This is a genomic window from Nonomuraea guangzhouensis, from assembly GCF_019396345.1.
Taxonomy (GTDB): Bacteria; Actinomycetota; Actinomycetes; order Streptosporangiales; family Streptosporangiaceae; genus Nonomuraea; species Nonomuraea guangzhouensis.
In genome coordinates, this window is the sequence record NZ_JAHKRM010000009.1 from 356,464 (window position 1) to 369,544 (window position 13,081).

Genomic DNA, 13,081 nt, shown 5'->3' on the forward strand with positions numbered 1-13,081 from the left:
TCCGTGAGATCGCCTCCTATTGTGGACAGAGCTTGCATAAGTGAGCACGACCCCCCGCCATACATCCGATGGGTGCGAGAACGATGAACGTGACCGTGTGGAACGAGTTCTACGAGGAGAAGAAGTTTCCCAGCGTCTCGTCGGTGTATCCCGACGGTCTGCACGTGGTGCTCGAACAGGCGCTGGCCGAACACCTCGGCCCCGAGGCCGACACACGCGTCGCGCTTCAGGAGGAGCCCGAGCACGGTCTCAGTGAGGCGGTGCTGGAGGCCACCGACGTCCTGCTGTGGTGGAGCCATCTCAAGGACGACGAGGTCGGCGACGAGGTGGTCGAGCGGGTCAAACGGCGCGTACTCGACGGCATGGGCCTGCTCATCCTCCACTCCGCCATCGGTTCGAAGATCGCCAAGGCCCTGCTCGGCACGTCCGGCCAGATGACCGGCTGGCGTCACGGCGACAGCGAGCTGCTCTGGACGATCCTGCCGGGCCACGAGATCGTCAGCGGCGTTCCCAACCCCGTCGTCATCCCCGCTGGCGAGATGTACGGCGAGCCGCTCGACATCCCCGCGCCGGACGAGCTCGTCTTCATCAGCTCCTACCAGGGCGGCGAGGTGCTGCGCAGCGGCTGCGGCTTCCACCGGGGCCGGGGCCGGATCTTCTTCTTCGCCCCGGGGCACGAGGAGTCCCCGATCTACTTCCAGCCCGAGATCAGGCGCATCCTGGCCAACGCCGTACGCTGGGCGGCCCCGCCCGCCCAGCCCCAGCCGAGGTCCGCCAGGCAGGGCGAGTACCCGAAGAACTGGTGGGTCCAGGCATGACCGGCGACCACCGCACCAACCTGATCCAGATCGGCCTCGGCCCGTGGGGGACGGACTGGGCCACCAAGATCCTCCCGCGGCTGCCCGACGCCCACGTGACCGGCTGGGTGGACGCCTCCCCTGACGCGCGTACGGCGTTCGTCGCCGCGACCGGCGCCGACCCGGGCACCGTGTTCGCCACCGTGGAGGAGGCGCTGGAGGCGACCGGGGCCGTGGCCGCGATCGCGCCGGTCGCGATCGGCGCGCACGTCGCCGTCGCCAGGCAGGTGCTCCAGGCCGGCGCCCATCTGTTGCTGGAGAAGCCGTTCGCACTGGACGCGGCCACCGCCCGGGAGCTGGCCGACCTCGCGGCCGAGCGCGGCCTGGTCTTCGGCATCGACCAGAACTACCGGATCTTCCCCGGCGTCCCGATCGTCCGCGAGCTGCTCGAACGGGGGGCCGTCGGCACCATCCGGCGGGTCTCGCTCGAATGGCACCGCATCCACCAGGGCGTCAGGGACTCCAATGCGCTGATCGAGCTGGCCATCCACCATTTCGACCTGATGCGCCACCTGTTCGGGCGCGAGGGCGTGGCGATCACGTGCGTACCGGTGACGCCGGTGCGTTCGGCCCAGGACCGTACGCCGGGAGCGAGCCTCATCGTCGAGCTGGACGGCGGGATCACGATCGACTACGTGCTGTCGAGTCAGGGAGTCGACGCGCAGACGCCGTGGCCCGGGGTGTGGCGGATCTCCGGTGACGACGGGCTGCTCAGGTGGGGCGCCGCGCCGGACGACCACCGGGCCGTGTCGATCACCGACGGGGACGGGAACGTGACCCCGGTCGAGGTGCCCGAGCTGCCGCTGTTCGAGCGGGCCGGGGTGCTGCGGGCGTTCATCGACGCGGTCGCGGGCACGGGCGCGCCGACCTCGCCCGCCGCCGACAACGCGCGCAGCGTCGCGATGCTGGAGGCCGCGCTGACCTCGGCCCGCACCGGGGAGCGTACGAGGGTCGAGCGGTGGTGACGGCCGTGGCCGACCGGGCCGCGGCACGCGAACGGCACGTGCTGTTCGAGGACGTCACGGTCCCGTGGAATCCACCACCGCGACCTGGTCGGACGCCAAGCTTTCAGGCGCTGACTTCGGCCTCGCGAGAGCGGGCGTCCTCGGCGGTGCGAAGGTGGCGGACGGGTGACAGCAGCACCCACACCGGTGCCGGCGCGAGCCCGATGCCTCCCGCCAGCAGTGCGGGGGGAGGCCGATCAGGGCGCCCAGCGGGAGCACGCCGAACGACAGCGTGCGGTAGGCCGCGTTGGCCACGACGGGCGGCACGGCGACCGCCCGGCACTACCAGCGGGTCAAGGCCCGGAAAGGGCGAGGTGCTACGCCGGGATGAGGCCGAGTTGCCGCAGTTGTGAGTAGAGGTCGACCACTCCCCAGATGTCGATGATCTGGCCGTCGGCGAAGCGGGCGATGAAGATCTCCTGGTAGATGACGGATTTGCCGGTCGCGGGCATGCCCCGGTATTCACCGGAGTTGGTCCCGGTGACCGTCTGCCGAGCGACGATCTTGTCTCCCTCGGCGAGCAGATCCTCCATCGTCACGTGAATGTCGGGGAACGCGCGCAGGAGGACCCCCCAGATGCGCTTCTGCGCCTGCACCGCGGGCATGTCGGTCGGCTCCGCGGTGTGGAAGCGCCCGTCCGGGTGAATGAACTCGTCGATCGCCTTCGAGATGATCTCCAGATCGCCGCTGTTGACGGCGTCGTGGAAGCGGTGGTAGGTCTCCTTGTTCCGCACTTCCTGGCCTGCTGACATGACGTCTCTCCTTGGATCGTGGTGAAAGCAGCGTCTCGGTAGTTACGACCAGACAGCCCCCCGGATTGTGAGGCGTCGCCACGGGGACGATCACTGCGGTTCGCCGGTGATCCAGTTCCAGCCGGTGATCGTGGTACGCATCAGGCGGGCGGCGGTCGACAGGTTGCTGTCGGCGCCCCAGAACAGGGTGAGCGCGCGACGGCAGTCGGGGCTGTCGACGGCGGTCCAGACGAGCGGGGCACGGGTGGTGGCCCGCCGGGCGATGGCCGGGATGAGACCGATGCCGAGTCCCGCGCTGATGAGATCGGCTATGGCGCTGTGCTCGTCACTCTCGCAGACGATCTTCGGCGTCAGACCTCTGGCGGCGAAGAGCTGATCGAGGAGCCGGCGCTGCCAGTGCCCCTGGCGGGCGGTGATGAAGGGCTGATCGGCGAGTTCGTCGATGCTCACCGAGGTACGGCCCGCCAGCGGATGATCCAACGGCGTGGCCACCCCCACCGCCTCATCCAGCAACCGCGTCGCCGCCAAGCCCTCGGTGGGGATCGGCTGCGAGGCGACGCACAGATCCACCTCCTGGGCCCGCAGGCGGCGGGCCATGTCCTCGGCCGGCGTCCAGAGAAGTTCGACCTCGATGGCGGGATGAGCTCCCTTGAAGGCCGCCAGCGGCCCGGTGAGGGTGAGGAAGGTCTCCGACCCAAGCCGCACGGTGCCCGCACCCTCGCTGGTGGCCTCCGCGACGGCGCGCCGTCCCGCGTCGAGCTCACCGAGGGAGCGTTCGACATAACCGCGAAAGAGCTTGCCCGTGTCGTTCAGCCGCAGCCGGCCGCTCCGCTCGAACAGCGGCGCGCCCAGCTCACTCTCCAGGCGGGCGATGGTACGGCTCAGCGAAGGCTGGGCGACGCGCAGCTCGTCGGCCGCGCGGCTGAGGTGTTCCAGCCGCGCCACCACCAGGAACTGCCTGAGCGTGTGCAGGTCCATCATGCCTCCCAGCACATAACACCATAGCGATATTGATCTTAGGCAAGATAACGCACAAGCCATAGTGTCGAGGCGCTTGCGAATGAGACAGACAGAGTGAGGAGGATCCCTCATGCTCACCGTTGCCGCGCATCGGACGGGGTGGACACTGCGGGCCGTCGTCAGCGCGCACGTGGTGGCGATCGCCGGCCAGCCGGTGTTCGCCGGGGCGTACCTGACCGGTGACTTCGACAGCCTGCGCTCGCACGCGGTCGGCGCCGACGTGGTCACCTCCATCGGCTACCTGCAGGTGATCGTGGCGATCGTGGTGTGGCTGCGGCTACGTCAGGTCTGGCCGTTCGTTGCCACGATGGCGGTGGTGGCGGCCGAGACCGTGCAGTACTTCGCCGGATTGGACGGCGCGCTGTGGCTGCACATCCCGTTGGGGGTGATGACCGTCGTCGCGGTCGTCGTGCTGTTCATCGCCGTCTGGCGCCAACCCCTGCTCCGGCGAGTGCGAGAGGCCCGCGATGCGTGAGCGCGACATGACCAGGCGGCGGGTACTGGGCATCGGCGGGGCGCTCGGGCTGATGACGGCCACCGGGCTGTCGGCCTCGGCGGCGCTGGCGCGCAGGCCGTCGTTCACCGGCGCCGAGTTGCGCAGTGCCGTACCGCTGCCGCCGCCTTTCCAGGTGCCGCTGCCGATTCCCTCCGTACTGGCGCCGGTCAGCGCCTCGGGCGGCGCCGACCGTTACGCGATCACCCAGCGCGAAGCGAGCGCGGAGATCCTGCCCGGTGTCAGGACGCCGCTGTGGACCTATGACGGCACCTTCCCCGGGCCGACGATCGAGTCGCGCCGCGGCCGGCCGGTCACCGTGACGCACCGCAATGAGCTGCCCGTGCCGACCGTCGTGCACCTGCACGGCGGGCGGACCCCGGCGGCTTCCGACGGCTACCCGACCGACCTCCTCCTGCCCGACGGCCGGCAGGAGACCGCCATGCACATGGGGCACGGCATGCACGATCCGCGCGCGGTAGTGACCACGCTGACCCGCGACTACACCTTCCCGCTCGACCAGCGGCCGACGCTGCTCTGGTACCACGATCACCGGATGGACTTCACCGCCCCCGCGATCTGGCGCGGCCTGGCCGGACTGCACATCGTCCGCGACGACGCCGAGGACGGGCTCGGCCTGCCCGCCGGGCCACGCGAACTGCCCCTGATGATCGCCGACCGGGCGTTCGCGGCCGACGGCAGCCTCGCCTACCCCGCCCTGCGGGATCGACCGGGCGTGACCGACCCGTACCTCGGCGGCGTCCTCGGCGACGTGATCCTGGTCAACGGCGCCCCCTGGCCCGAGCACGAGGCCGACGCCGCCCGCTACCGGCTGCGCGTCCTGAACGCCTCCAACGCCCGCCACTACGAGCTCGAAGCGGTCACCGACGACGGCCGCCGGCTCGACCTCGTCCAGGTCGGCGCCGACCAGGGACTGCTCGCGGCGCCGGTCACCCACCGCGTCCTGCCGATCGCACCGGCCGAACGCTACGACGTGATCGTCGACTTCTCCGGCGTCGCGATCGGCAGCCGCGTCCGAGTCGTCAACCGGCTCGGCTCCGGCCGTACCCGCGACGTGATGGCCTTCCGCATCGCGCGCGCCGCCGCCGACGGCAGCCGCGTCCCGCGCACGCTCTCCGCCGATCTGCCGGCCTGGCGCCGGTCGGATGCCGTCAGGGTGCGCGAGTTCGCCTTCCGCACCGGGCGGATGAACGGTGGTCACGGGTGGCTGATCGGCGGGCTGCCGTTCGACCCCGGCCGTTCCGACGTCACCGTCGGTCTGGGCGAGGTCGAGGTGTGGCGGCTGGTCGCCGACGTCCATCACCCCGTCCACCTGCACCTGGTCGGCTTCCGGGTGCTCTCGCGCAGCGGCCGGCCGCCGCTGCCGCACGATGCGGGTCTGAAGGACACCGTCTCGTTGCGGCCGGGCGAGTCGGTGGAGATCATCACGCGGTTCGACGGATATCGCGGCCGGTACCTCTTCCACTGTCACAACGCCGAGCACGAGGACATGGGCATGATGGCCAACCTCGAGATCATCTGACATTTCGCGCATAGGACAGGAAGAAGTCCCGGACATCCTCGGCGAGCAGCTCCGGCACCTCCATCGCGGCGAAGTGGCCGCCGCGCTCGAACTCCGACCAGTGCCTGATGTCGTACAGCCGCTCGGCCAGCGGTCGCACCGACTGCGTGATGTCGTGCGGCAACACCGCCACGCCGACCGGCACCGGGCACGGCACGCCCTGCCCGCGGGGAACGTCGTGGTGCAGCCGCCCCGAGGAGGCCGCGGTGGCGGTCAGCCAGTACAGCGAGATGTCGGTGAGCATCCGATCGTCGCTGACCGGCGTGCGCGGGTCGGTCCACTGCGCGAATCGCTCGGCGATCCAGACCAGCTGGCCGACCGGTGAGTCGGTCAGCGCGTAGCCGATGGTCTGCGGGGTGAGGGCCTGCAGACTCTGGTACGGCGGGCGGTTCGCCATCAGCTGCCGGACCTTGTCCAGCCGGGCTTCATCGGTTTCGGACAGCTCGATGCCGGCGTCCGGGTCCGGCCGGGTCGGCAGGTAGTTGATGTGCACCGCGACGACCTGCTCGGGTGCCACCGCGCCGAGCGCCAAGGAGATGCCCGCGCCGAAGTCGCCACCCTGCGCGCCGTAGCGCTCGTATCCGAGACGCCGCATCAGCTCGGCCCACGCCCGCGCGATCCGGACGGCGTCCCAGCCGCGCTCGTGGGTCGGCCCGGAGAAGCCGTAGCCGGGGATGGACGGGATCACCAGGTGGAAGTCGCGCGACAGCGGCTCGATCATGTCGAGGAACTCCAGGAACGAACCGGGCCAGCCATGGGTGAGGACCAGCGCGAGCGCGTCCGGCTTCGCAGACCGGACGTGGACGAAGTGGATGTTCTGGCCCTCGATCTCGGTGGTGAAGTGCGGAAGCTCGTTGAGCTCGGCCTCGTGCTCGCGCCAGTCGTAGCCGGTGCGCCAGTACTCGGCCAGTTCCTTGAGCCGCGCCAGCGGGAAACCGTAGTCCCACCCGGCGTCGGCGACCTCGTTGGGCCAGCGGGTGCGGGAGAGGCGGTCGGTCAGATCGTCGAGATCGGCTTGGGGGATGTCGATGCGGAACGGCGTGATCATGGTCTTGACTCCAGAGGGGCTCATTCGGCGTCCAAACGTTCGGACGACTAACGTTTACTCGCCAAACGATAGCACAATCATTAGTGCTCCAAACGATTCGTTAGACTTGTCCCATGGAGAACCCATCCGAAAAGACGCCCGCCAGGTGGGAGAACCTGCCCAGCTGGCTGCTCGGCCAGACCGCCAACCACGCGCACCGCCTGGTGGGCGACGGGTTCTCGGCCGTCGGCGCCCGCGGCTACCACTACCGCCTGCTGGCGACGCTGGAGGAGCTCGGCCCGGCCAGCCAGGCCGCGCTGGGCCGCCGTAGCGGCATCCACCTCAGCGACATGGTCGCGACGATCAACGAGCTCGCCGATCACCAACTGGTCGAGCGCGCCCCGGACCCCTCCGATCGGCGGCGCAACATCGTCTCGCTGACCTCAGCGGGCAAGCGGCAACTGCGGCGGCTGGAGAAGCAACTGGCAGAAAGCCAGGACGAACTGCTGGCTCCGCTGTCACCTGAGGAGCGCCAGCGGCTGACCGAGCTGCTGTCGAAGCTGTTGGATCACCACAACGGACGAACCGGCACACCTGAAGAGCCATGGCGCTGAAATCTGGTCGACAAGCGAACCCACGATGCACTGTGATGGTCCGGCCGCCCGCCGCATCGGAGTGGGCCGATCGCAGGAGCTGCTCTTGGCGACCTCGAGGACCGCGGACACCCGCCCCACGATCAATGCCGCACTGGCCAGGAGGCTGGTCGACACGCAGTTCCCGCAGTGGGCCTCGTTGCCTCTGGACCTGCTCGATCCAGCCGGCTCGGACCATGTGATCTACCGGCTCGGCGAGCAGTTGTCCGTCCGGCTGCCCCGCCACGCCGGCGCCGTCGGGCAGGCCGCGAAGGAACTTGAGTGGCTCCCCCGGCTCGGCCCGCGACTGCCCCTGGCCGTCCCGGTGCCGGTGGGAGTGGGTGAGCCCGACTTCGGCTATCCGTGGCGGTGGGCGGTGTCCCGCTGGCTGGCGGGCGAGGTGGCGACCGTCGAGGCACTGGCCGACTCGTCCACGGCCGCCGTCGAACTGGCGGAGTTCCTGGCCGCCCTTCAGCGGTTCAGGCCCGAGGACGTTCAGCCCCTGGAGGCTCGCGAGGACCTCACCGGCCGGCCGCTGGCCGCCCGGGACCGCGCGACGCGGGCCGCCATCGCGGAGGTCGGCGGCGTGTTCGACGCCACCGCCATGACCGAACTGTGGAACGCGGCCCTGAACGCCCCCGGATGGGATCGCCCTCCGGTCTGGTTCCACGGCGACTTCCACACCGGCAACCTGCTGACCGTCGACGGCCGTCTCAGCGCGGTCATCGACTTCGGCGAGCTCGGCATCGGCGATCCGGCCTGTGACCTGACCATCGCCTTCACCCTGATGTCGGCCGGCAGCCGGGCCGTCTTCCGGTCCACGCTCGGCGTGGACGACGCCACCTGGACCCGGGGCCGCGGCTGGGCCCTCGCCACCGGCCTGAACGCCTACACCGCCTATGCCGCCGTCAGCCCGAGGATCGCCGCGCAGACCACCCGTCAGATCACCGAGGCCCTCATCGGCTAGAGCCTGTACGGACTTTGGGCCGCCGGAAGGCCCCCGGGCCGACATGTCCTGAGGCAACGCGGGACAGGGTCAGTGAGCTCTTCCACGATCACGATTCCTCCTTCTCGGTACCGGTACCGGGTGGTCGGAGCAGCCGGCGTAGCCGGTCCACGGCCTGGCCGAGTCCGGCCCGGTCGGCTGTCGCCGCGACGTACCGGTCGGGGCGGATGACGACGAAGCGTGTGGAGTGCCGGGTGAACCACTCGCGCAGGTGCCCCTCGAGGTCCTCGACGACCTGCGTCCGTGGGTGGACGGTAGCGCGCCGCGCCAGCCCGGCGCGCGAGTCCACGACCTTGACGAAGGTGGCGCCGAGCGGGATGAGGTAGTCGCGCTGGGCGCCGGAGAGGTGCTCGGCCGGGTCGGCGCCGAAGCCGACCAGCGCGAACCAGGGGCCGAGCACGTCGTCCAGGCGCAGGACGTCACCCTCGGCGTTCTCGACCAAAGGCTGGATGAACATGCGCCCGACCGGCGACCGACGGCCGTGCCCGTCGGGGACCACGACGCCGTCGGTGTACTGCGGCATCGGCTTGAACCGCATCTGCAGGACCCAGTCGCGCATCACCGGCGCTCGCACGACGGCGCGGAAGAACAGGTCGCGCGCGGTCGCCACCAGGCGGTTGGTGGGTGACAGGATGCGGCCGAGCGTGGTCGACAGGTCGATCATCGCCTGCGCGTGGGGGCGCCGCTCGGTGTCGTAGGTGGCCAGGATGCCGGGATCGGCGTGCTGCCTGACGGCCGCGGCGATCTTCCAGGCGACGTTGGTGACGTCGCGGATGCCGGTGTTCATCCCCTGACCCGCCCAGGGCGGCATGAGGTGGGCGGCGTCGCCGACGAGGCACACGCGGCCGACGGTGAACCTTCGTGCGATGCGCGAGTGGTGGGTGTAGACGCGTGCCCGGATGATGTTCAGCCGCGTCGGGTCCTCGACATGGTGACCGAGTAGCTCGTGCACCTTGTCGGTCTTGAGCATCTCATCGGCGTCCTCGCCGGGGAACAGCATGAACTCCCAGCGCCGGAAGTCGTGCGGTAGGTGCACGCAGACGTACGGCCGTGCCGGATCGCAGTGCAACCCGGTGTACTGGGCCTCGAGGGGGTCGTTGTCGCACTCGACGACCACCCACTTGTGCGGATGTGTGTCGCCCTCCAGTTCCACGCCCAGCAGTTCGCGGACGGTGCTGCGGCCTCCGTCGGCGCCGACCACGTACTCGGCGCGGACGCGCAGGGTCTCGTCTCCGGAAGCGTGGACGTGGAGCTCGACCCCGTCGCCGTCCTGCTCCAGCCGGACGACCTCATGCCCGAGCAGCACCCGCACGGAGGGGAACCGGTCCAGGCCGCGGCGCAGCGTTTCTTCGCAGGTGGGTTGCATGAAGATATTGCGCCGGGACCAGCCGTACTCGCGCGTGGCCGGGCGAACGTCGGCGAAGCACTGGTTGCGGGCGTCGAAGAACCGCAGCGGCACGTTCTGGATCATGTTCTTGATCAGCTCGTCGGCCAGGCCCACGGCCTGGAAGCTGCGCAGGGATTCATCGTCCATGCCGACCGCGCGCGGGTAGTCGATGATCTCAGGGGAGCGCTCGATGAGCAGGGCGTCCACGCCGTACATGCCGAGGAAGTTCGCGAGGGTGGCGCCTGCCGGGCCGGCGCCGACCACGGCGACCTGGGTCCGCAGTGTGGGGGTCACAGCAGGCCCCGATGCCGGTCCAGGAACCGCAGCAGCACGGCCAGGTAGCCGGCCGGGTTGTCGTCGTGCACGTAATGCCCGGCCTCGGGAATCTCCTCCCAGGTGATCAGCGGCTGGCGGGCGGCCATCTCCGCGCACGTCTCGGCGGGCAGGAAGTCAGACCGCGCACCGCGCAGCACCAGCGTCGGGCACCGCAGCGCCTCGACGTGCGGCCACAGGTCCACCGAGCGGCCGGGTTCGGGATCCAGCCGCGCTCGCGCGATGCCCTCGACATCGAACTTCCACACCCACGTGCCGTCGGCGGCCGCATGGACCGTGTTGTCGACGCGGGAGTCGAGCGCGGCCTGCGAGACGTCCGGGCGCACGCTCCGCCAGTACGCGCGCGCCTCGTCCCGTCCGGCGAACGCACGCGGCGTCCGCTCGAGTTCACGCCTGATCCGCTCCGCGCCCGCGCCGGACGCCGACGAACCCGGCCCGATGTCCTCGATCAGCGCGAGCCGGACCCGCTCCGGGCGCCGTGCCGCGTAGACGATCGCGTTGGTGCCGCCCATGGAATGACCGACGAGCGTGAAGCGCCGCAGGTCCAACGCGTCTACGAGCTGTTCGAGGTCGCTGACGTAGGCATCGGTGACGTATTCCCCCGCCGGGTCCCAGGCGCTGTCGCCGCGGCCCCGATGGTCCAGGGCGATGAGCCGATGGCGATCGGCCAGCGCCGCCGCCACCGCCTCCCACGTCCGCGCATAGCTTCGCAGCCCGTGCAGCAGCACGATCGGGGGCGCGTCCGGCTCGCCCCACTCCACGTAGTGCGCGCGAAGACCGTTCAGCGTGGTGAACCGGTCGGCGCCCGCGGTCGGCTTCGTCGGCACGGCCACGCTCACCGCAGCCCGTCTCGGCCCTCGATCGCACCGGCCGTCAGCCCGCCGAGGCGCGCGTGCAGCCGGCCCCGGGTGGCGAAGGCGAAGATCGCCACCACCTCGTCCGGAGCGGGCGCGTCGGTGAAGGTCACGGTGACGGTGTCGTAGTGCGAGCGCACGTAGAGGGCGTCCTTGTGCGCGAGCGGCACGTCGATGCTCGTGCCGGGAGCGGCGCGCTTGCCGGTGGAGGGCACCCAGGACTTCCCGCCGCCGACCGCCTCCCGGACCGGGTCGGCGAACACCTGGGTGAGGAAGGCGTTGCCGTGCTCGTACTCGCCGTTGACGCCCACCAGGCAGGCCTTGCCGTAGCTCTCGATCGGCCGGCCTTCGGCCCCCGACTTGACCCGGCGGCCGAACTCCAGGCCGAGCGCGGCCGAGCGGCCCACGATCTCGTCGAGGGATTCGCTGTACCGGCCCGCGTAGGGGTTGTGGATCGCCGCGGCGATGACGATCTTCCGCACCGGCTCGCCGTCGGCGAGGGCGCCGGTCTCGGTGGCCAGGGTGTCCTCGATGGAGGTGAACCACTTACGGATGTGGTAACCCTCGAAATTCGGGTCGCGCATGAGGTCTCTCCAGTGATCAGGTGTAGAGCGGATCGAGATCGACGGTCTCGCTCGGCGCGTTGTGCGCGCCGAGGATCCGCTTGCCTTCCTCGTCGTCCTGCACGGTTTCGCAGAAGAACTCGAAGCGGTTGCCGTCCGGGTCGGTGAAATACACCCCGAAACCCACCTTGTGGTCGGTGGTCTTCACCACGGGCACACCCTTGCTGAGCAGCATGCCGTACAGGCGGCGCAACTCGTCCAGGTCACCGTCGATCTCCAGGCCGTAGTGCTGGAGCCCGATGCCGCCGGGCCGGGCACCGTCCTCGGCGCGGATCAGCGCGATGTCGTGGTGCTTGAGCCCGTAGGAGAGGAAGACCCATTCCGGCCCTCGTGCGGTGACCTCCATGCCGAGCACGTCCTCGTACCATTTCGCCGAGGCCTCGGGGTCGGCGACGAACAGCGACAGGTGGGTGCGCCGCACGCGTGGTTTCACGGCGTCGTTCGTGGACTGCGATGCGTCGTTCTTGGTCGTCAACGTTGCCTCCTTAGTGGGCACCGGGACCCGCGGCAACGGCCGGGGTCCATGCCACGTCGGTGATTTCGGGGAACTCGCGCCATTCCTTGGTCCAGGTCCGTCCGGCGTCGGTGGACCGCAGGAGGTGGCCGTACTTGGTGCCGGCGAAGACCGTCGAAGGGTCGGCCGGGTGGGTGCCGAACGCCCACACCGTGGAGTTGGCCGGGGTGTCGAGCTCGGCCTCGGTCCAGGTCTGCGCGAGGTCGGTCGAGTAGAGGATCTTCGTCATCGTGCCGGGTGTCGCGTCGCCGATGCCGAGCAGGAGTTCGTCGGTACCGGGGATCGGCATCACCAGGCGGGTGTAATAGATTCCGTACTTCCGGCGGGTGTCCTGCCGGGTCCAGGTCCGGCCGTCGTCCTGGCTGACGAACAGCGCGTTGACGACGGCGACCACGATGGTCTTGGGCGGACCGGCGAGGACCACGATGCAGTGGATGTCGGAGTTGGTGACCCCGTCAGGCAGCGACGCGGGGGTGCCGTCCACGCGCTGCCAGGTGTCACCCCGGTCGTGCGTGCGCCACAAGCCGCCCTCTTCGACGCCGAACCACGCACCCCCGGTGTCGACGTGATCCCACGCCACCGTGAGGATGCGCGGGCGGTTGACGCCGGCGCAGAACTCGGGAATCTCAGGGGGGAGCCGGTCCCAGCTCTTCCCGGCGTCGGCGGTGCGGAACACCGCCGCGCGGGAGGGGGCGCCGGTCCCGGCGAGCATGCGGTCGGGATCGTCGGGGTCGATGGCCAGCGACCAGATGTGCATGCCGTTCATCGGGGAGTCGACACGGTGCCACGTCACGCCGGTGTCGTCGCTGCGGACCAGGCCAACGTCGGCCCCGGCGTAGATCACCTGTGGATCGGCGGGGTGGACGGCCAGGCACCGCACCACCGCGTCGAACTCCACCTCCTGCCCCGGCGGGATCCGGTACCAGGTTCTGCCGTCGTCCGCGCTGGACAGCACGCCCTGTCCGGCGGTTGCCACGAGAATCGTTCCTTCCATGGC

14 protein-coding genes are annotated in these 13,081 nt (G+C 70.1%); 6 read left to right on the plus strand and 8 right to left on the minus strand.

Features of this window, described 5'->3' with window-relative positions; genetic code table 11:
* Nucleotides 1-83: 83 nt before the first annotated feature.
* The gene (locus KME78_RS20930; RefSeq protein WP_246651477.1) at nt 84-818 is read left to right on the plus strand and encodes a ThuA domain-containing protein; all 735 of its coding nucleotides are present in this window, start codon (nt 84-86) and stop codon (nt 816-818) included.
* The gene (locus KME78_RS20935; protein WP_219530777.1) at nt 815-1,822 is read left to right on the plus strand and encodes a Gfo/Idh/MocA family protein; all 1,008 of its coding nucleotides are present in this window, start codon (nt 815-817) and stop codon (nt 1,820-1,822) included. Before KME78_RS20930 ends, KME78_RS20935 begins: the two co-directional genes overlap by 4 nt.
* Before the next feature lie 356 nt (nt 1,823-2,178).
* Here KME78_RS20935 and KME78_RS20940 read toward each other — a convergent pair whose 3' ends face one another.
* Nucleotides 2,179-2,613, minus strand: a complete 435-nt coding sequence (locus KME78_RS20940; RefSeq protein WP_219530778.1) for an ester cyclase — start codon at nt 2,611-2,613, stop codon at nt 2,179-2,181.
* 90 nt (nt 2,614-2,703) lie between these two features.
* On the minus strand, nt 2,704-3,594 hold the full coding sequence (locus tag KME78_RS20945; RefSeq protein WP_246651478.1) for a LysR family transcriptional regulator: 891 nt from the start codon (nt 3,592-3,594) through the stop codon (nt 2,704-2,706).
* 109 nt (nt 3,595-3,703) lie between these two features.
* Between KME78_RS20945 and KME78_RS20950 the strand changes: the two genes are divergently transcribed.
* On the plus strand, nt 3,704-4,108 hold the full coding sequence (locus tag KME78_RS20950; protein WP_219530779.1) for a hypothetical protein: 405 nt from the start codon (nt 3,704-3,706) through the stop codon (nt 4,106-4,108).
* A complete protein-coding gene (locus KME78_RS20955; RefSeq protein WP_246651479.1) occupies nt 4,101-5,669 on the plus strand; it encodes a multicopper oxidase family protein in 1,569 nt (522 codons plus the stop codon). Before KME78_RS20950 ends, KME78_RS20955 begins: the two co-directional genes overlap by 8 nt.
* Here the strand turns inward: KME78_RS20955 and KME78_RS20960 are convergent.
* Nucleotides 5,662-6,756, minus strand: a complete 1,095-nt coding sequence (locus KME78_RS20960) for an epoxide hydrolase family protein (RefSeq protein WP_219530780.1) — start codon at nt 6,754-6,756, stop codon at nt 5,662-5,664. The genes KME78_RS20955 and KME78_RS20960 overlap by 8 nt on opposite strands.
* 113 nt (nt 6,757-6,869) lie before the next feature.
* On the opposite strand from KME78_RS20960, the gene KME78_RS20965 reads away from it, so the two are divergent.
* Nucleotides 6,870-7,349, plus strand: coding sequence for a MarR family winged helix-turn-helix transcriptional regulator (locus KME78_RS20965; protein ID WP_219530781.1), 480 nt, complete (start codon nt 6,870-6,872; stop codon nt 7,347-7,349).
* 85 nt (nt 7,350-7,434) lie between these two features.
* Nucleotides 7,435-8,334, plus strand: coding sequence for an aminoglycoside phosphotransferase family protein (locus tag KME78_RS20970; protein ID WP_219530782.1), 900 nt, complete (start codon nt 7,435-7,437; stop codon nt 8,332-8,334).
* Between the two features lie 88 nt (nt 8,335-8,422).
* Here KME78_RS20970 and KME78_RS20975 read toward each other — a convergent pair whose 3' ends face one another.
* From KME78_RS20975 to KME78_RS20995, 5 genes are read right to left on the minus strand one after another with little or no spacing between them, the layout of a single operon-like run.
* Nucleotides 8,423-10,054: a bifunctional 3-(3-hydroxy-phenyl)propionate/3-hydroxycinnamic acid hydroxylase gene (locus tag KME78_RS20975; RefSeq protein WP_219530783.1), complete on the minus strand. Its 1,632-nt coding sequence runs from the start codon at nt 10,052-10,054 to the stop codon at nt 8,423-8,425.
* Nucleotides 10,051-10,920 carry an alpha/beta fold hydrolase gene (locus KME78_RS20980; RefSeq protein WP_219530784.1) on the minus strand — a complete coding sequence of 290 codons (870 nt, stop codon included), beginning with the start codon at nt 10,918-10,920 and terminating at the stop codon, nt 10,051-10,053. The genes KME78_RS20975 and KME78_RS20980 overlap by 4 nt, the downstream gene beginning before the upstream one ends.
* A gap of 8 nt (nt 10,921-10,928) precedes the next feature.
* Complete coding sequence (locus KME78_RS20985) at nt 10,929-11,531, minus strand: amino acid synthesis family protein (protein WP_219530785.1); 603 nt, start codon at nt 11,529-11,531, stop codon at nt 10,929-10,931.
* Between the two features lie 16 nt (nt 11,532-11,547).
* Nucleotides 11,548-12,045, minus strand: a complete 498-nt coding sequence (locus KME78_RS20990; RefSeq protein ID WP_219530786.1) for a VOC family protein — start codon at nt 12,043-12,045, stop codon at nt 11,548-11,550.
* Nucleotides 12,046-12,055: 10 nt separating this feature from the next.
* Complete coding sequence (locus KME78_RS20995; protein WP_219530787.1) at nt 12,056-13,078, minus strand: WD40/YVTN/BNR-like repeat-containing protein; 1,023 nt, start codon at nt 13,076-13,078, stop codon at nt 12,056-12,058.
* Nucleotides 13,079-13,081 lie beyond the last annotated feature (3 nt).

Coding starts and splice junctions, on each gene's coding strand:
- KME78_RS20935 (WP_219530777.1), top strand. CDS start 815: ATGACCGGCGACCACCGCACCAACCTGATCCAGATCGGCCTCGGCCCG.
- KME78_RS20960 (WP_219530780.1), bottom strand. CDS start 6,756: ATGATCACGCCGTTCCGCATCGACATCCCCCAAGCCGATCTCGACGAT.
- KME78_RS20985 (WP_219530785.1), bottom strand. CDS start 11,531: ATGCGCGACCCGAATTTCGAGGGTTACCACATCCGTAAGTGGTTCACC.
- KME78_RS20945 (WP_246651478.1), bottom strand. CDS start 3,594: ATGATGGACCTGCACACGCTCAGGCAGTTCCTGGTGGTGGCGCGGCTG.
- KME78_RS20995 (WP_219530787.1), bottom strand. CDS start 13,078: ATGGAAGGAACGATTCTCGTGGCAACCGCCGGACAGGGCGTGCTGTCC.
- KME78_RS20965 (WP_219530781.1), top strand. CDS start 6,870: ATGGAGAACCCATCCGAAAAGACGCCCGCCAGGTGGGAGAACCTGCCC.
- KME78_RS20950 (WP_219530779.1), top strand. CDS start 3,704: ATGCTCACCGTTGCCGCGCATCGGACGGGGTGGACACTGCGGGCCGTC.
- KME78_RS20930 (WP_246651477.1), top strand. CDS start 84: ATGAACGTGACCGTGTGGAACGAGTTCTACGAGGAGAAGAAGTTTCCC.
- KME78_RS20955 (WP_246651479.1), top strand. CDS start 4,101: ATGCGTGAGCGCGACATGACCAGGCGGCGGGTACTGGGCATCGGCGGG.
- KME78_RS20940 (WP_219530778.1), bottom strand. CDS start 2,613: ATGTCAGCAGGCCAGGAAGTGCGGAACAAGGAGACCTACCACCGCTTC.